Source organism: Solemya pervernicosa gill symbiont (genome assembly GCF_002020875.1).
Classification (GTDB): domain Bacteria; phylum Pseudomonadota; class Gammaproteobacteria.
Genome location: NZ_MPRL01000004.1, coordinates 37,925 through 56,393 on the forward strand (window position 1 = coordinate 37,925; position 18,469 = coordinate 56,393).

At 55.9% G+C, this 18,469-nt stretch carries 15 protein-coding genes; 11 read left to right on the forward strand and 4 right to left on the reverse strand.

The window, feature by feature from the left end:
* The first annotated feature begins 48 nt into the window (after positions 1–48).
* The 5 genes from BOW52_RS01860 to BOW52_RS01880 all read left to right on the forward strand — a co-directional run bounded on the left by BOW52_RS01860 (position 49) and on the right by BOW52_RS01880 (position 7,225).
* Positions 49–1,983, forward strand: coding sequence for a dynamin family protein (locus BOW52_RS01860; protein WP_078482387.1), 1,935 nt, complete (start codon positions 49–51; stop codon positions 1,981–1,983).
* A gap of 91 nt (positions 1,984–2,074) precedes the next feature.
* Positions 2,075–3,226 carry a homoserine O-succinyltransferase MetX gene (gene metX / locus BOW52_RS01865; protein WP_078482388.1) on the forward strand — a complete coding sequence of 384 codons (1,152 nt, stop codon included), beginning with the start codon at positions 2,075–2,077 and terminating at the stop codon, positions 3,224–3,226.
* Entirely contained in the window at positions 3,223–3,822 is a 600-nt protein-coding gene (metW, locus tag BOW52_RS01870; protein ID WP_078482389.1) for a methionine biosynthesis protein MetW, read from the forward strand. Before metX ends, metW begins: the two co-directional genes overlap by 4 nt.
* Before the next feature lie 101 nt (positions 3,823–3,923).
* Complete coding sequence (locus BOW52_RS01875) at positions 3,924–4,793, forward strand: phosphate/phosphite/phosphonate ABC transporter substrate-binding protein (RefSeq protein ID WP_174672504.1); 870 nt, start codon at positions 3,924–3,926, stop codon at positions 4,791–4,793.
* A complete protein-coding gene (locus BOW52_RS01880) occupies positions 4,793–7,225 on the forward strand; it encodes an EAL domain-containing protein (protein ID WP_078482391.1) in 2,433 nt (810 codons plus the stop codon). Before BOW52_RS01875 ends, BOW52_RS01880 begins: the two co-directional genes overlap by 1 nt.
* Here BOW52_RS01880 and BOW52_RS01885 read toward each other — a convergent pair.
* Positions 7,222–7,920, reverse strand: coding sequence for a sulfite exporter TauE/SafE family protein (locus BOW52_RS01885; RefSeq protein ID WP_078482392.1), 699 nt, complete (start codon positions 7,918–7,920; stop codon positions 7,222–7,224). The two genes, BOW52_RS01880 and BOW52_RS01885, sit on opposite strands and share 4 nt — an antisense overlap.
* A 154-nt stretch (positions 7,921–8,074) precedes the next feature.
* On the opposite strand from BOW52_RS01885, the gene BOW52_RS01890 reads away from it, so the two are divergent.
* The 6 genes from BOW52_RS01890 to BOW52_RS01910 all read left to right on the forward strand — a co-directional run bounded on the left by BOW52_RS01890 (position 8,075) and on the right by BOW52_RS01910 (position 12,534).
* Positions 8,075–8,914: a YeeE/YedE thiosulfate transporter family protein gene (locus BOW52_RS01890; RefSeq protein WP_236725606.1), complete on the forward strand. Its 840-nt coding sequence runs from the start codon at positions 8,075–8,077 to the stop codon at positions 8,912–8,914.
* 41 nt (positions 8,915–8,955) lie between these two features.
* The gene (locus BOW52_RS17265; RefSeq protein ID WP_236725610.1) at positions 8,956–9,186 is read left to right on the forward strand and encodes a YeeE/YedE thiosulfate transporter family protein; all 231 of its coding nucleotides are present in this window, start codon (positions 8,956–8,958) and stop codon (positions 9,184–9,186) included.
* Positions 9,187–9,204: 18 nt separating this feature from the next.
* Positions 9,205–9,450: a sulfurtransferase TusA family protein gene (locus BOW52_RS01895; RefSeq protein WP_078482393.1), complete on the forward strand. Its 246-nt coding sequence runs from the start codon at positions 9,205–9,207 to the stop codon at positions 9,448–9,450.
* Positions 9,451–9,468: 18 nt separating this feature from the next.
* Complete coding sequence (locus tag BOW52_RS01900; RefSeq protein WP_078482394.1) at positions 9,469–11,682, forward strand: EAL domain-containing protein; 2,214 nt, start codon at positions 9,469–9,471, stop codon at positions 11,680–11,682.
* Between the two features lie 89 nt (positions 11,683–11,771).
* Positions 11,772–12,317, forward strand: coding sequence for a cytochrome b (locus tag BOW52_RS01905; RefSeq protein WP_078482395.1), 546 nt, complete (start codon positions 11,772–11,774; stop codon positions 12,315–12,317).
* A gap of 46 nt (positions 12,318–12,363) precedes the next feature.
* Positions 12,364–12,534: a DUF3012 domain-containing protein gene (locus tag BOW52_RS01910; protein WP_078482396.1), complete on the forward strand. Its 171-nt coding sequence runs from the start codon at positions 12,364–12,366 to the stop codon at positions 12,532–12,534.
* A 94-nt stretch (positions 12,535–12,628) separates the two neighbouring features.
* On the opposite strand, the gene BOW52_RS01915 is transcribed toward BOW52_RS01910, so the two are convergent.
* The 3 genes from BOW52_RS01915 to BOW52_RS01925 form a co-directional block, all read right to left on the reverse strand.
* Positions 12,629–14,767 carry a nitric oxide reductase activation protein NorD gene (locus BOW52_RS01915; RefSeq protein ID WP_078482397.1) on the reverse strand — a complete coding sequence of 713 codons (2,139 nt, stop codon included), beginning with the start codon at positions 14,765–14,767 and terminating at the stop codon, positions 12,629–12,631.
* A gap of 29 nt (positions 14,768–14,796) precedes the next feature.
* A complete protein-coding gene (locus BOW52_RS01920; protein WP_078482398.1) occupies positions 14,797–15,609 on the reverse strand; it encodes a CbbQ/NirQ/NorQ/GpvN family protein in 813 nt (270 codons plus the stop codon).
* A 109-nt stretch (positions 15,610–15,718) separates the two neighbouring features.
* Positions 15,719–18,466, reverse strand: a complete 2,748-nt coding sequence (locus BOW52_RS01925) for an MMPL family transporter (protein ID WP_135621934.1) — start codon at positions 18,464–18,466, stop codon at positions 15,719–15,721.
* Between the last annotated feature and the right edge of the window lie 3 nt (positions 18,467–18,469).

Consider the following 18,469-nt stretch of genomic DNA (forward strand, 5'->3'; position numbering starts at 1 on the left):
AGCTACTGACAGAACAATAATTTCACGGAAACGAGTAGACTCAATCTCATGGCAACAGCAGAAGATCAACTCAGAAAACAGGTAGAGGCCTTCGATCACTGGAAGAGCGATCTCATCGAGGCGATCAAGGATTACCAGAAGTGGCTCGACCGCAATGAGCTGGGGGGTCCCGATGTCGATCTGCGCATCTACGACACACTCGAGTCACTACGCAAAGACCACCTGACCATCGCCTTTGTTGCCGAGTTCTCACGCGGCAAGACTGAGCTGATCAACGCCATCTTCTTTGCCGATTTCCAGCGCCGCCTGCTCCCCTCCGAGGCGGGCCGTACCACTATGTGCCCCACCGAACTCTTCTATGACCAGGATGAGAAGGGCGCCTATATCAAACTGCTCCCTATCGAGACACGCCTGCAGGAGACCAGCCTTGCCGAATTCAAGCTGGATAAGATGCAGTGGGTCTCGACTGCACTCGACACCAACGATCCCGAGCAGGTCGCCGAAGCGCTCAAACAGGTGATTCGCACCAAGCGCGTCACACTCGATGAGGCGAAAAAACTCGGTATGTACAACGAGGAGTGGCTCACCCAGGAGGAACGTAAGAATCCACCTGATCACCTCGAAATTCCGATGTGGCGCCACGCCCTGATCAGCTTCCCTCATCCGCTGCTCAAGCAGGGATTGGTAATTCTCGACACCCCTGGACTCAACGCTCTCGGCACGGAGCCGGAGTTGACCGTCAATATGCTGCCCTCGGCGCAAGCGGTGCTATTCATCCTCGCTGCCGACACCGGCGTCACCAAGAGTGATCTCGATGTCTGGCAGCTCTACATCACTGGCGTGCGCAACAGCCATCCCAAGGGGCTGCTGGTCGTACTCAACAAGACCGATACCCTCTGGGATGAACTCAAGGGTGAACCTGCCATTCAGGCCAGCATCAAGCAACAGTGCGACACCACTGCCGAGACACTAAAGATTGATGCCGACTCTATCTTCCCTCTCTCGGCCCACAAGGGTCTGCTAGGCAAGATCCGCGACGATCATGAACTACTCCAGCGCAGCCAGCTGCTGACGCTGGAGAATCACATCGCCGAGTCGGTACTACCCGACAAACAGCGCATCGTGCAGGAGAGCGTTGCGGGTGAGATCGGTGGCATGGTCAACGAAAGCCGTCAGACCGTTGAAACCCGCATCAATAACACTCGCAAGCAGCTCGAAGAGCTGCACGCCATCAGTGGCAAAAACTCCGAGGTCATCGCTCACCTGATGAGCAAGACCCGCGACGAGCAGGCCGACTACCTGAAGAATGTTGAGAATTTCCAGGCCAGCCGCCGCATCCTGGCTCGTCAGGCCAAGTCCCTGCTCGACACCCTGAGCGTCGACTCCCTCGACACCCTGATCGCAGAGACCCGTCAGGAGATGGTCGACAGCTGGACCACCGTCGGCATGAAAAAAGGCATGAAGACGCTATTTGAGGGCGCCCACGACACTATGGAGCGTGCTGGCGAACAGGCCGAACAGACACGCCGTCTAATCATGTCTATCTACAAGAAGTTCAACGAAGAGCATGGACTGCCCGTCGGCAACCCGAAGATGTTCTCCGTGAGCCGCTACAAGGGCGATCTCGACAAGCTCTACGAAGAGGCGGAGGTATTCCGCAACAGCCCGGTCACCACCCTCACCGAACAGAGCTTTGTGGTGAAGAAGTTCTTTATTTCGCTGGTTAGCCACGCCCGCAACCTCTTCTTCAAGGCGAACCAGCAAGCCGACAACTGGCTCAAAGAGGTGATGAACCCGCTGGTCAATCAGATCAAGGAGCACAAGGCGTCGATGGAGAAACGTCTCGAGACGCTACGTAAGATTAACGAATCGCGTGAGACGGTTGAGGCGAAGATCAGCGAGCTTGAGGCGCACCTGAAAGAGCTGGTCCAGCAGTATGAGGAGCTTTCGCAGTTGCTCGTCACCTTCCAGCCCCCCGAATAGCAGCGCATGCAGTAGCGCTTGGTTTAGAGCGAGTGCTCACATAGAATCAGCGGTCGATCAAAACGACACCGAAGCAAGGTAATAGAACGCAATGCCAGACACGATCCCGGCCGACTCCATCGGTCTGGTCACCCCACAGACGCACCACTTCAGTCAGCCACTCGAGCTTGCCTGCGGTAAGACGCTGGGCGAATACTCGCTGGTCTATGAAACCTACGGCACGCTCAACAGCTCTGCCAGTAATGCGATCCTGATCTGCCACGCACTCTCGGGTGACCAGCACGCCGCTGGTTACAACTCGATGGATGATCGCAAACCGGGCTGGTGGGAATCGGCAATTGGACCGGGAAAACCGATCGATACCGACCGTTTCTTTGTCGTCTGCTCTAATAATCTTGGCGGCTGCAAAGGCTCAACAGGCCCCACCACCACCAACCCGGAAACCGGCAGACCCTACGGCCCCGACTTTCCCATCGTCACCGTTGAGGACTGGGTCAATAGTCAGGCACGACTCGGTGATGTACTCGGTATTGAGCGCTGGAGCGCAGTGATTGGTGGTAGCCTGGGCGGCATGCAGGTACTGCAGTGGGCAATCGACTACCCGGAGCGTATCAGCCACGCCATCGTCATCGCCGCAGCCCCCAAACTCTCGGCACAGAACATCGCCTTCAACGAGGTGGCACGCCAGGCGATCATGTCAGATCCCGACTTCTACGACGGCGACTACTACAGCCACGATACGGTGCCGCGCCGCGGCCTGATGCTGGCACGCATGCTGGGGCACATCACCTACCTCTCTGACGACTCGATGCGCGCCAAGTTCGGGCGAGAACTACGCGAGGGACAGATCAATTACGGCTTTGATGTGGAATTTCAGGTGGAGAGCTATCTGCGCTATCAGGGACGCTCTTTTGTCGACCGATTTGATGCCAACACCTACCTGCTGATGACCAAGGCACTCGACTATTACGACCCCGCCAGCGAGCACAACGACAATCTCGCCGCAGCACTGGCAATGGTAACTGCCAAATTTATGGTGATCGCCTTCACCAGCGACTGGCGCTTCTCACCAGAGCGTTCGCGTGAGATCGTGCGTGCGCTACTCGATGGCAACAAACAGGTAAGCTACGCCGAGATCGAGGCGCACCATGGCCACGACGCATTCCTGGTACCGATCAAACCCTATATGGACATCTTCCACGCCTACATGGAACGCATCATTAAAGAGGTAGCGCAATCATGACCCTTCGCGCCGACCTGGAGATCATCCACGACTGGATCACACCCAGGGCCAAGGTGCTCGACCTCGGCTGCGGAGACGGCACCCTGCTCGCGCATCTGCAGCAACGCCACAACGTGAGCGGTTATGGGCTTGAGATCGATGAGAAGAACATCGCCACCTGTATTCGCGCCGGCGTCAATGTCATCCACACCGATCTCGATGCAGGGCTGGCCGATTTTGAGGCCGACACCTTCGACTACGTGATCATGACGCAGACCCTACAGGCAATGCACTTCCCTGAGCGGCTGCTCGATGAGATGCTGCGTGTCGGTCGTCAGGGTATCGTCACCTTCCCCAACTTCGGCCACTGGCCGAACCGTATCCAGCTCGCACTGGGCGGTCATATGCCGGTCACCCGCACCCTGCCCAGCGAGTGGTACGACACACCCAACATACATCTCTGCACCATTGCCGATTTCGAACGTCTTTGTGAGCAGAAGGGGATCGAAATCCTCGAACGTAGCGTGGTCAACCGCAAACACAATAAAACCCTGCTCGCTTCCAAACTACCCAACCTTTTTGGTGAGATCGCGCTCTACCGTATTCACCACCCTTAACTAATCCACCCACTCTGCAAGGGACAGTTGACCATTTGGGTTTAAACTGCCCTATACTTTGTCTGACAATAAAAAAAACAACCAGTGGTATGGAGGCTATCTTGGGACCAACCCGTATAGGCTTAAGGAAGTGGTTAACGCTGCTTCTAGCCCTGCTCTGCGTTTCGCACTTCTCATCAACATACGCAGCTGAGAGTGCCGAACACGACTCTGAACGACCGATCATATTTGGTATTACACCCTTTATGAGCCCCATTGCGTTGATGCAACGATTCACAGCGCTACGCAACCACCTCAGCCACACCTTGAAACGACAGGTACTGATCGAAACTGCCAGTAGCTTCGATGAGTTCATTAAGCGCACCGCACAACGACGCTACGATCTTGTCTTTACCTCACCCACCTTCTCTCTGCTCGCAGTTGATAGCGGTTACTACCGCATGGCCGCCACGCCGATCAACGCCGTCTCTGCACAGGTCGTAGTCTCCTACCCTGCGCCCTATCGAACCATCGAGGATCTGGCTGAACTACGTGTCGCCACACCTCCCGCACAGGGCTTCATCTCACTGGCAGGAAAGGAGCTATTTACACAGAACGGTGTAACCGGCAACAAGAGTCCCACATATATTCCCTTCAGGACACATAACGCCGCCTATCAGGCGGTGCTTGGCGGCGAGGCGGACGCAGCAATCATCTCCAACTACGTACTCAAAAAAGTCCACCACAGTGGCATTCCGCTCAGAGTGATTGAATTTAGTCGACAATTTCCTGGAATGGGTGTGCTCGTCGCCAACAGCAACGATGACAGGACCAATCGGCTCTTCGTCGAGACCATGATCTCACTGCAACGCTCACAGAATGGTCAACAGATCCTACAGAAGATTGCCTTCCCAGGATTTCGTACGGCCTCGATCGAGGAGTTTGAACCCGCTCGCGCATTCATGCCCAATCTCAAGAAGGGACTGCATTGATGCAACTACGCTTTGCGTCCCGCATCATCCTTAGCGTAGTCATCATCGAGGCGCTGATGCTCTCTCTACTGGTCTGGAACAGCGTACGACTGATCAACACCAGTCACGCCGAACTCATGGAACAGTCACTCAATGAGAAGGCCGAACTGCTCGCCAACTCTCTGGCTCCAGGGCTGATCACACTCGACCGTGCGCTGCTCATCGATGCGCTCGCACCACTGAAGAAAAATCCGACCCTGCTCTACGCCACCGTCTACGGTCTCGACAACCGGGTACTGGCGCACATCGGCACCAAGATAGAGAAACGCTCCGACCTTTCACATAGCCACCACGACCTGAGTTTCATTGAAGCCACCGAAGATGGTGTTTTCGACCTCTCCCACCCGGTCGTCGTTTCGGGTCAACCGCTCGGCAGCCTGCACATCGGCTACTCAACCAAACTGGTCGTGGCCCTGACCAAACAGACTCGCTTCCAAAACACCGCTATTGCTGCTGCCGCGCTACTCTTCTCAATCATGGTGACGGTAGCCATCGGCCTCTTTCTGACCCGTAGCCTGCGCCAACTAAAACAGGGATCCGAAGCACTACAACGCGGTGACCTGGATCATCGTATCGAGATCAATCGTAGCGATGAGATTGGCGATGTTGCCAACTCCTTTAACCAGCTCGCCAACCACCTCGATGCCACACAGAAAGAGTTGGAGCTGGAACACACCAAGCTGCTGCGTCAAACCGCACATCTCAACAACCTGCTCAATGGTGTTAATGCCGTTATCTGGGAGGCAGAGCCGGAATCGGGCTGCTTCACCTACGTCAGCAACGAGGCGAAGAACCTTCTCGGACTACCGATAGAGCGCTGGTACCACCCCGACTTTTTCCACAAGCATGCCCACCCCGATGACCTGCAGTGTGTGATCGAATCAGTTACGGACAACAGCAGCGCCACTGGCCGCTTTAGCATCGACTTCCGCCTCTACGATGAGAGTGGCCACACCATCTGGGCACGCATGATCAGCACCAGTGAATATAACGATCAGAACGAACTGGTACTGCGTGGATTATTACTCGACATCTCCGAGCAGAAGGCCTCCGAGGAACGCATCGTCTATCTTGCCGAACACGACTCACTCACCGGCCTGATCAATCGTCGCCGTTTCCAGACTATTCTTGACCAGCATATCGCCTACGCCGAGCGCTACGCGCACAGCGGCGGCCTGCTCTTCATCGATCTCGATCAGTTCAAATATATCAATGACACCTACGGCCACCACTCCGGTGACGAGTACCTGACTCAGGTCGCTAAACGCCTGCAGCGCACTCTTCGCAATACCGATGTGCTCGGTCGTCTTGGTGGTGATGAGTTCGGCGTTATCCTGCCACGCGTTGAAGAGGGCGAGGCGGAGCAGGTAGCAACCAACCTGCTCGAGGCACTCACCGGCGAGGAGCTGATTCACGGCGAACACGCCTCACGCGTCAGTGCCAGCATCGGTATCGCACTGTTCCCAGAGCAGGGCACCCTACCCAGTGAACTATTGGCCCGTGCCGATACCGCCATGTACGCCGCCAAGGAGCTCGGCCGCAATCGCTACCATATCTACTGCGAACAGGATGTTCGGCTGGCTCGTATGCACGACAAGGTACGCTGGGAGGATCGTATTCACCAGGCGCTGGAGAATGATCGTTTTGTGCTTCACTACCAGCCAATTGTCAATCTGAAGAGCGGTGCGATCAGCCACTACGAAGCGCTTCTACGCATGCTCGATGACGACGACACACTCATACCGCCCGGCGCCTTCCTCGACACCGCAGAACGTTTTGGTCTGATACGCGATATCGACCGTTGGGTAGTAGAGCAGACCATTCGCACCCAGGGTGTGAGTGAGAAGCGTGGCGAACCGGTTAAACTGGCGATTAACCTCTCGGGTCGCAACTTCGGTGATAACGACTTCCTGGAGCTGGTGCGCAACACCATCACCATCTCAAACGCCGATCCGCACGCCATCATCTTTGAGGTCACAGAGACGGTGGCGGTTGAGAATCTCGATAAGGCGCGCAGCTTCATTAACGACCTGCGCGAGCTCGGCTGTAGCTTTGCTCTGGATGATTTCGGTGTTGGCTTCGCCTCGTTCCACTACCTGAAAAATCTCAATGTCGACTACATCAAGATCGACGGCAGCTTTGTGCGCAACTTACATCAGGACAGCACCGATCAGGTCTTTATCCGAGCCATCCACGATGTTGCTCGCAGTCTCAACATGACAGCGATCGCTGAGTTCATTGAAAACGATGAGATCCTCGCGATACTTCAGGAGATCGGGATCGATATGGGACAGGGCTACTACCTCAGCCGACCACAGGCCGATTTTTTGCCGGTGCAAACCATTAAGGGGATCAGCGGCAAAGCCACCCTCAGTCAGGAGGTTGCAGGCTAACTGGGATACCAGCCGCGTAACGCCAGAGCCAGCATGTAAAAGCCGAAAACCAGCACCATCACACCCGCCGCCCGCCGTACCCAGAGATGGCGTGCCCACTGTGTCAGCCGTGTTGCCACCAATCCCATCGCCAGCAGATTCGGCAGGGTACCAAGGCCGAAGGCCAACATCAGCAGTGCTCCCGAGATAATATCGCCAGAGGTCATGGCAAAGATCAGAGCATTGTAGACCAGCCCGCACGGCAGCCAGCCCCATAACATACCGAGCAGCAGCGCCTGTCGAGGTGTGCGAACAGGTAGGAAACGTCGTCCGATCGGCTCGATCCGATGCCACAGTACACCACCGAGCTTCTCGATCCGCGTCACGCCATACCACCAGCCCCCCAGATAGAGGCCAATGCCCAGCATGAATAACGCCGCTACCAGCTGTAGCAGCAGTTGCACCTGTCGTAGCTCTCCGAGCTGTGAGGCCACCATACCGATCGCGCCAAACAGAGCGCCCGCAATGACATAGCTGGTAATACGGCCAGCGTTATAGGCCAGCAGTAGCGGCATCATACGGCCGGCACTGTTGTGACGCTCAGCATCCAGACCAAAGGTCAGCGCACCAACAATGCCACCACACATTCCCACGCAGTGGACGCCACCCAGCAGACCAATGGTGAAGAGGGTGACTAAGGTAATCTCAAGTGACATCGATATCCCGCATCGTTAATGAGTTGTCGCGGCAAGCATACCGGTAGCAGCCAGCCACACCAACCACGCCAGATCCAATTTAGACTGTTTTTAATAACACAAAGAACCCGCTATCATCGGGATATTAAATACCATAATAACCACATAAGTATTAATGACTAACCCCTACACTCTTATTATTACCACCTCGCTGCTGACCGGACTGCTCGCCGGCTTCATCATGCACCGCTCCAGCTTCTGCGTGACCGCTATGTTCCGCGACATATTTCTGTTCAAAGATGGTTACATGATGCGCATGCTACTGATTCTGGTCGTTGCAAGCATGCTGCTATTTCAACTCGGCAACAGCAGTGGTTTACTCACCGCAAACCCCTTCCCACTACTCGGCAAACCCTCACTCGCCACCCTTGTCGGTGGCATGCTGTTTGGCATCGGCATGGTGTTGGCCGGCGGCTGCGTGGTCGGTACGCTCTACAAAATGGGGGCTGGTAGTGTGCTGAGCCTTGTCGCCTTCATCGGTCTATTGAGCGGCAGCGCGCTCTATGCCGACCTCCACCCCCACTGGTCACAATTTGCCAAGGCGACGACCCTCAGTAGTGACATTACTCTGCCACAACTATTTGAGATCGAAGCCTATCTGCTCACCCTGCCTCTGGCACTGCTTGGGCTTATCTATATCTACCAACTACATCGTGGCAACCGGCTGACCAAATCGACCGCGCTTGAGGGTTATATCGCGCCATGGAAGGCGGCACTGCTGCTGGCACTGCTCGGTTTTATCTCCTATCTCTTTGTCGGCATGCCGTTTGGAATCACCACCTCCTATGCCAAGCTCGGCGCCACCTTTGAGGCGCTCTTTCTACCCGAACATGTCGCATCACTCGTCTACTTCAATGCCACGCCACTCAACTACACCCCCCCCTCACTGAGACCCGCATTAGCGGCGGTGCAGGACCACAGCTCGATGCCGTTGCTGCCATTCAATATCCCCTGATCATTGCCATCACACTCGGCGCAACCCTCTCTGCACTGCTGCTGAAGGAGTTCAAGCTGAGTTATCGCGTCCCACATCGCCAGTACGCCTCAGCACTGCTCGGCGGCCTCATCGTCGGCCTTGCTGCGAGAATGGTTCCCGGCTGCAACATCTGGCACCTCTGGGGCGGGGTACCCGTTCTCGCTCTGCAGAGCTTAATTTTCGCCCTTGGATTGCTGCCTGGCGCATGGATCGGTAGCCGTCTACTCGCACGATATGTGGTTGGACGTTAAACAGGAGAAGGAGAGAGAATGGAAGATGACCAGAACATCGAGCTCGATATCCGTGGACAGATCTGTCCCTCATGTCTGCTGCTGGCACTCAAGGAGATCAACAACCACGTCGAACAGCTAAAGAGCGGTGCATGTACCATCAACATCATCTCCGATGACCGACAGGCAGTTGCCACCATTCCCGATACCGTGAAGAACATGGGTCTAACAACCGAAATCAACAAGGACGATGGCAGCTACCAGATACGGATCTTCAAGGCATAAACCATTACAGAGAAAGAGATGGACTACGAAGAGAAGTATGCCGAATCGATCACCTATATCAGGGCGAAGATCGATCAGCTATTAAAGCTGATGGGAACCCTACCACTTCGCCCCGAGGAGCTCGATGATCACACCCTGATTGAGCTCGATCCGATCGGCATCGTTGCGCAATCATTCTCTCAGGTGCTGCAGCACCTGCATGAGACCAATGAACAGCTGGCATCAGCCAAGGATGAGATTCGTACCATCCTTGATGCGATCAACGCCGCCGTGGTCGTGATCGACGATCAGGGGCGCGTCGAGGAGTACAATCGCCTGGCGCACACCCTCTTTTTCAAGCAGCTCGAGAGCGAGCAGATCATCGGTCACGTTGCGCGTGAAATCTGCACCTGCGAAGAGGGCATCGGCGAGAAGGTACTCAAGAGCCTCAATCTCTCCTGTGAGACTGTGATCGATGGACGCGACTTCATGGTCAACGCCACCCATCTCGAATCAAAGGGTGGCGCACCGCGCCGCACCGTCCTCCTCTACACCGAGATTACCGCACAGAAGCAGGCCGAAGAGAGCCTGCGACTCTACGAGAAGGTCTTCGACAACACCGCCGAAGGCATTCTGATCACCGATGGCGAGGCGAAGATCGTCGAGACCAATAGCGCCTTCACCCGCATCACCGGCTACAGCCTCGCCGATCTGATCGGTCAGCGCCCCAGCCTGCTCAAATCGGGCCGCCACGACAGTGAGTTCTACGCTTCGCACTGGAAGAGCCTGGAGGAGAGCGGTACCTGGAAGGGCGAGATCATTGATCGCCACAAAAACGGCTCCCTGGTGCCACTGCTGCAAACTATCAGCAAGATTACAGATTGGCAGGGACAGACCACCAACTATATCTCGATCCTGACTGACATCACCTCACTCAAAGAGACGCAGACGCGGCTCGACTTCCTGGCCCACCACGACGCACTCACCGAGCTACCCAATCGACTGCTGTTTCACGACCGCCTCGACCACGCCATCGAACGTGCCGAGCGCAACGACAACAAGATCGGTCTGCTCTTCATCGACCTCGACCGTTTCAAGATCATCAACGACAGCCTTGGACATGACGTGGGTGATACGCTGCTGCAGCAGGTTGCTCGACAGATCTCCTCCCTGTCGCGCAAGTCGGACACCGTCGCCCGTCTTGGCGGTGATGAGTTTGTCATCCTGATCGAAAATGTCACCAGCGACACCGCTTGCACCACCTTTGCCAACAAGATTGTTCACGCACTCAAGCAGCCATTCGATATTGATGAGCACCAGCTCCACATCGGCTGCAGTATCGGTATCAGCATCTATCCCGATGACGGTGAGGACTCCGTCACCTTGATCAAGAACGCCGACACGGCTATGTACAAGGTCAAGGAGTCGGGCCGCGACGGTTATCACAAATACAGTAGCGAACTCTCGGAGAGCGCCGTCGAGCGGCTCACCATCGAAAACGCACTACGCCATGCACTTGAGAGGCAGGAGTTTCACCTCCACTACCAACCGCTGATCGACTGCGAGAGACAACACGTCTTTGGCGCCGAGGCACTGCTGCGCTGGCAGTGCCCCCTGCTCGGCAACGTCAGCCCGATGAAATTCATTCCGATTGCCGAGGAGTCGAGCCTTATCATCCCGATCGGCTACTGGGTCTTCGAGGAATCGATCAGACAATATAAGTCGTGGCGTGACAGCGGCATCGAACTCGACTACATCTCGATTAACGTCTCTGGTGCCCAGCTCTACCATTTCAACTTCGCCGAGACGCTAATCGCACTGATGCTCAAACATGGACTAACGGGCGACCAGATCCAGATCGAAATCACCGAAAACATCATGATGAACGACATCGACACCTGCATATCTATACTCGATCAGCTACGCAGTGAGGGATTCCGTGTGGCGATTGATGATTTTGGCACCGGCTACTCCTCACTCTCCTATCTGCGCCGCCTGCCGATCGACATGCTCAAGATCGACCGCTCCTTTGTGATGCATCTTCCCGACAACAATAACGACTGCATGATTGCCACCGCCGTGGTCAGCCTCGCAAAATCGCTCAAACTTGAGACCGTCGCCGAGGGCATCGAGGATGAGCGACAGCTCGACTTCCTGCATGATATCGGCTGTAACCGCTTCCAGGGCTTTCACTTCAGCCGTCCTACTGATGCCGAGGCCTTCGAACAGTACTGGCATCGTTACGCCAGATAACGATCCATGCGCCGTTTTAAATAAACGTCGCCGCCCGTTATGCTAGGCGTAGCCTGAAACAACAAAAACAACAGGGAATCGAGATCACTATGCTGAACAACAACGCCTACGAATACGGTGCCATCTCAAAACTACTTCACTGGATCATGGCACTGGCGATCATCGCACTCATCGGTGTCGGCCTCTATATGACCGGACTCGACAGGGACGACACCACTCGGCAGATGATCTACGGGCAGCACAAGGCTGTCGGCGTCGTGATTCTTCTGCTTCTGATTGCCCGCATCATCTGGCTAAAGATCAGCCCGGCACCGCCTCTTCCGGTCAACTTCTCGCGTGGCGAGAGCGCGCTCATCAACGCACTCCAGGGGCTACTCTATCTGCTGCTCATCCTACTTCCAGTCAGCGGTTATCTGATGTCAACGGCGGCAGGTTACCCGATCAACCTGTTTGATCTCTATGAACTGCCACAGCTAATAGGCAAGAATAAGGAGATCGCCAACGCCGCCAAACAGGCACACCACATCATGGGCACCGCAATTATGGTGCTGGTGACTCTGCACATCCTCGGCGCGCTCAAACACCGCATCACCGCCAAAGGGAGTGCGCGCGACATTCTCAAGCGCATGCTCTAAACAGACGACTCAATCAGCAACGATTTCACTCACAAGGAGAATCACAATGACTAAAATCATCCGTAATATCTCAGCACTCGCCGCACTGCTCTTTATCATCACCGCCTGCTCTCCCGAGGTTGGCAGCGATGCCTGGTGTAAGCAGATGAAAGAGAAGCCCAAGGGTGAGTGGAGCGCAAACGAAGCCGGTGAATACACCAAGAACTGCATCCTCTAAAAAAGAGTCACACCCTATAAAAAAACGCCACGCCGTTCGCACGGTATGGCGTTTTTTAGTTCGCAAGAATACCCCAGCGCGAGGAGCCCCCACTTCAGGTCGTCAGTCGACGATAGATATCAGAGACCTTTAGCGGCAGCTGACGCACATCATCCACCACCGTAAATGAGGCTGGTCCGTAGAGATGGGGCAGGTAGTCGCGCGCCTGCTCATCAATGGTGATGCAGTAGGGGTGGATGCCACTACGGCGCGCCTCGATCAGTGCCCGGCGTGTATCTTCAATGCCATACTCACCGCGATAGTCGTTGTAGTCATCGGGCTTGCCATCGGAGAGGGTAATCAAGATTCGAGTACGCGCATCGACCTCGTTGAGCAGCTGACTGAGATGACGAATGGCGAAACCCATACGGGTATAGTCCTGCGGTTCAATACCACTGATACGCGCCTGCACCGTCTCATTGTAAGGCTCATCGAAACGTTTGATTCGAAACAGCTCGCAACGCTTGCGCGACATACCCGAAAAGCCGTAAATGGCGTAACGATCGCCGAGCGATTCAAGCGCCTCACTGAGCAGCAGTAGTGACTCACGCTCTGCATCGTTGATCCAGCCCTTGGTCGAGCCGCTCATATCGACCATTAACATCACCGCGATATTTCGATCGGCACGGTGCATGCGAGTAAAGAGTCGATCACTCATCTCACTGCCATCCTGCGCATCAGCGAGTGCCTCAACCAGCGCATCGATATCGACATCCTCGCCATCGACCTGTCGTTTGAGCAGCCGATCTTCATCGCGCATCGCCTCAAAGGTCTTACGTAACTGTTTGATCATGCCGCTGTATCGCGCCATCGTCTCGGCTACAAACTCATCCTCGACCGGCTTCACCTCACGCTCACGCACCGCACACCAGTTCTTTCGATAGTGTTGTCGCTTGTAGTCCCACTCGTGATAGATGAAGGCCCCCTCCTCGTGATAGGTTCCCTGCCACACTGCATCAGGATCGGCCTCCTCCTCACGATAGAAACCTGGATCGTATTCACCAGGACCGGCGGCAACCAGATACTCATCGGGAATCTCGCCCAGGTCGAGCATGATCGAACTGACCAGCGCCTTCACATCTTCGGGTGGTGCGACCGGATGATCATCAATCGTTAGCTCAAAGCTCTCCAGCTGATGTGACACTTGATCTTCGGGTAGCTCAATGTCGAAACGTTTCGGCTTCTCAGAGCAGTCTCGACCCTCCTCACCCTCTTCGCCCTCCTCCACCTCTCGTGAGATTTCACCGAGGCGTATGCGCAGTAGCGCTTTCTCACGTTCGATTCGCGCCGCAGCAACGGTGGCCACCTCTGCGGCATCGATCACTCCCTGATAGCAGACCGGTTGCAGCGGCGGTAGCGCATAACACTGTTCGACCAGTGCCACCGACTCGGCAACCGTCGCGTCAGCAACGGAGAGCAAATCGCGAATCCCCTGCCACTGCGGCGGCAGCTCCAGTTCACCCAATGCCGTTTTCAGCGCGACCATCTGACGTGCCACGCCAGGCAGCTCCCGCTCGATATAACTATCGAGCCGCAGTCGTTCAAGCGAGGCGAAGCAGGCGATGGCATGACCAAGATCGTCGTAGCCACTTAGCTGCTCGGTCAACGGTTGGCGGAAGGTGCCGAACCGTGTCTGCGCCCAGAGATAGACCGCCGTCGCCTTGAGCAGCTGATAGTTCTGCTCGGCTGTCACCATGCGTGAGGTCACATTAGGCAGGAACAGTGTTTCGCTATCGGTATAGGCCTCGACACCGCCCGGTTTGAGTTTGAGTCGGCGACCACTCAACCCCTGGATAAAGTGCAGCAGCACACTCTCATTCTGTTCCAGCAGCGCTCCAACTCGACGCTCACGGTGCCGTTCGACATAGGCCGCGCCCTGCTCGATCACTTCAATAGCTGCACGCAGCCCGGAGCTGTCGTAGGTATCGACCGCATCGAGCGCCCACGCCTCGATCACCTCACGATCCATCACATCGATCAGCGAGGCGACCTGCTCGAGAAACTGAAAGGCGATCTGAATATTGGTACTGGCGATTCGCCCGACCCAGTCGAGCAGAAAGCGCTGCTCTTCCTGGGGGAGCTGGGCGACGGCGTTGGCCGCCCCCTCGGGATGGATAAAGGTGAACTCCACCTCGAGCAGCTCGTTGAGCTGCTCGAGTATCGTCTCAACCGAGAGTGCGCTGTTCTGACTCACAATGACTCAATAGATGACGAAAAGTGGCATCAGAAAAGCGAGGCAGAGAGTTCGTTGACCGCGGCCAGCATCTCGGCATCATCGGTCAGTGCCTGTGCAATCGAACCCTCACAGGCGACCACCGGATCGATACCGGCAGCAATCAGCTTCGCCGCGTGCACCAGCAGACGGGTACTCGCCCCCTCCTCCAGACCGCTCCCTTTCAGGTTACGAGTCATGTGGGCGAACTTGACCAGCTGTGTTGCCAGCGCTGCATCGACCCCCGACTCCTTGACCACAATGCGCTGCTCCAGTTCGGAGTCTGGATAGTCGAATTCGAGCGCGACAAAGCGCTGGCGGGTACTCTGTTTTAGATCCTTGAGCACACTCTGATAACCGGGGTTGTATGAGATCGAGAGGGCGAAATTGCCATCGGCCTCAAGCTGTACACCAAGTTTCTCCATCGGCAATACACGACGATCATCGGCGAGCGGGTGGATCACCACCATCGTATCCTTACGTGCCTCGACGATCTCATCGAGATAGCAGATCGCACCCGCACGTACCGCGCGTGCCAACGGCCCATCGATCCAAGTGGTCTCACCGCCCTTGATCAGGTAACGACCTACCAGATCGGAGGCGGTCAAATCGTCGTGACAGGAGACGGTGATCAGCGGTCGCTGCAGACGCCACGCCATATACTCCATAAAGCGCGTCTTACCGCAGCCGGTTGGCCCCTTCAGCAGCACCGGCAGGTGGTTACGATAGGCGGCCTCGAAGACCTCTATCTCCTGCGCCACTGGCTCGTAGTAGGGCTCGTTTTCGATAAGGGTAAGGGTTGATTCCGTCTGCTGATCCGACACGTGCGCTATCCGCTTGAGTAAAGTGGCTCGATTAAACCCGTTTCACCACCTCATTAAAACCCGTCGGGCCAAGGGGTATAGGCTACAGGACGGCAGCGACGGCCAGTAGTCAGTCCTGCGAGCTCTGCTGCTTTGCCTGCGATTCCATCACATCGACCAACCGCTCGCCAAGGATGCAACTGATATTGAAATTGATCTTGGCCACGATGTTGGGGAAGTACTTCAGATCCTTGCCGATCTTCTCAAAGTCGAAGCGCAGCATGTGCAGATCACTCGCTGCGCGCACCCCGGCGGTGCGGGTCGTCTCGCGTACAAAGCCGATCTCACCAAACACCTCGCCCGGTTTGAGCTGTGCCACGCACTGCTCATCTCCACCGACACGCCGTAGCACCTCCGCTTCACCCGAGAGGATCAGATACATGCTGCGCCCGACATCGCCCTGGCGAATCACCATCTCGCCCTCGGTAAAGTCGTGCATCTCGGAGATCAGGATCGCCTTGCGGATCTGATACTCACTCATACCCTTGAACAGCGGGCTCCCCTGCAGCACCTCCTTTGAGGCCGAGAGACCGATAATCTGGTGCAGAGCCACCACGCGTACACGGGTCATGATGATCGGTGTGATCAGCAGATTGGCGAAGATCGAGAAGAGCATGGTCAACGCCGAGAGGGCACCAAACTGGGCGATCAGGGTGAAGTTGGAGAGCAGTAGCACACCGAAACCGAGCGAGAGCGCCAGGCTGGTGGTGACCACCGGGGTCGCCTCCATTTTCACCGTTTGGCGTACCGCCTCCTCGTAGTCGGAGGTGCGGCGACAGAGCTCGTTGTAACGCGAAAAGAGGTGAATGGTGCCATCGACCGCGATACCGATCGCAATCACCGCCACCATCGCGGTACCGGGATTGAGCGGGATATCGAACAGCCCCATCACACCAAACATCAACACGATCGGAATCATCGCCGGGATCAGTGCGATCACACCACCCATGAAGGAGGTGAACATCGTCGACATGATCAGGAAGATGGCGATCAGCAGCAGACCAAGCGATTTAACCTGCGCACTCATCAGCAGCTCGGCCGACTCATTGATCATCAGGTTCTCACCCACCACATAGGCCTTGATATCACCGCCGGCAATATCCTCCGCCACCGCCTCCAACTCCTTGATACTGCGGTTGAGCGTGGCCGAATCACTGACATTGTGGCGCACCACAATGTTGGTACGCCGGAAATCGTTGCTCACATAGCTACGTAGATCGTTACGGTGGAAGAAGAGCAGATATTGGGCCACCAATTCGCGTGTATTGGGTACTACCCGATACTCCTCGTCGCCGCGATGGAATTCTCTATTGACCAGACTCAGCTGATCGGCCAGAGAAACGCTTCGATCAAACACCCCCTGTTCCTCGATAAACTCCTGTATCTCTGTCAGACGGCGTAGATTTTTCGGCTCGAGAAAGGCGCGTTCATCCTTCGATTCAAGAGTGACGAAGAAGAGCTTGATACCGGAGAGGTCCTGCTGCACCCGATTTACATCCTGGATCAGTGGCCGATCGCTGTGGAAGTAGGTGAGCGGATCATTGGTCACGTGTAGCTGTGAGGCGTGGTAGATAAAGAAGGCACATAGCAGCGTGGTCAGTACCAGAATGGCACTGGAGAAACGCTGTTGGGAGAAACCAAACAGTCGTACCACCACACCCGGTAGACCACCGACTCGACCACTCTCATCGTTCACCGAACTACCGCGTGGTCCGATACGGTCGAGCAGCATCGGCACCATCAACACCGTGATCACACCGTTGGCGAGAATCGCTACTGCCGAGGCGATGGCGAAATCCTGGATCAAGCCAATACCGTTGAAAATGTTACTGACAAAACCGAGCGAGGTGGTGAGGATGGTCAACAGCAGCGGCACGCCCATATGGCGCATCATAAAACGTGTCGCCGCCCGTCGATCCCCTCGACTCTCTGACACACCCTGGAAGTAGGCCGCCATCATGTGGGTATCTTCGGTCGAACCGATAACCACCACCAGTGATGGGATCATTGCGCTAAGAATGTTGATCGGAATATCAGACCACCCCATCAGACCGAAGGCCCAGACCAGGCTCAATATCGAGGTGATCACCGGAATAATTGCCGCCATAAAACTGCGTAGCAGCAGTACGATGGTAACGATCAGCAGCCCCATTGAGAGCGGTGCCAGCAGCACCAGGTCATCGTAGAGACTCGCCTGCATCTCGGCATTGATACGTGGCGGTCCGACCTGGAACAACTCGTCAAACTCGCCCTTCCAATTGTTTACGATCTGCTCCAGCGCACCATTTACACGATGATCGAAGCCGCGCTCATCGGGCGGCGCCTTCACGCTCACCATCAGCGCCACCACTCGACCATCGTTGGAGAGATAGTTGCCGAGGATCAGCGGGTTATAGCTGGCATTCTCGTAGGCGCTGCGCGCATCCTCCTCACTCTCGGGCGCCTCGGCGATCAACAGACGCGAATCGATCGCCCCATCGCTGTCGCGAATCGAGCGCAGGGTGAAGAGATCCTCAACCCGTTCAACAAAATCGAGCGACTCCAGCGCACGGTGGAGACGTTCCAGCGAGGCGAGCTTTTCAGGCGTCCAGAGCTGTACATCACGCACATAGATCAGCGAACGGTTATCGGAGCCGAACTCCGCCGCCACCTGGTCATACATCATCTTCTTCGGATCGTTGGCCGCGATCAGACTGCTAAAGTCGGTTTCGACTCGCAGTTTTTGTAACCCCAATGCACTGACCGCTGTGACCAACACCAGAAATAGCAGTGATGCCATGCGGTAGTTAACACCGACCATCAGTAATCTGTTGAACACTCT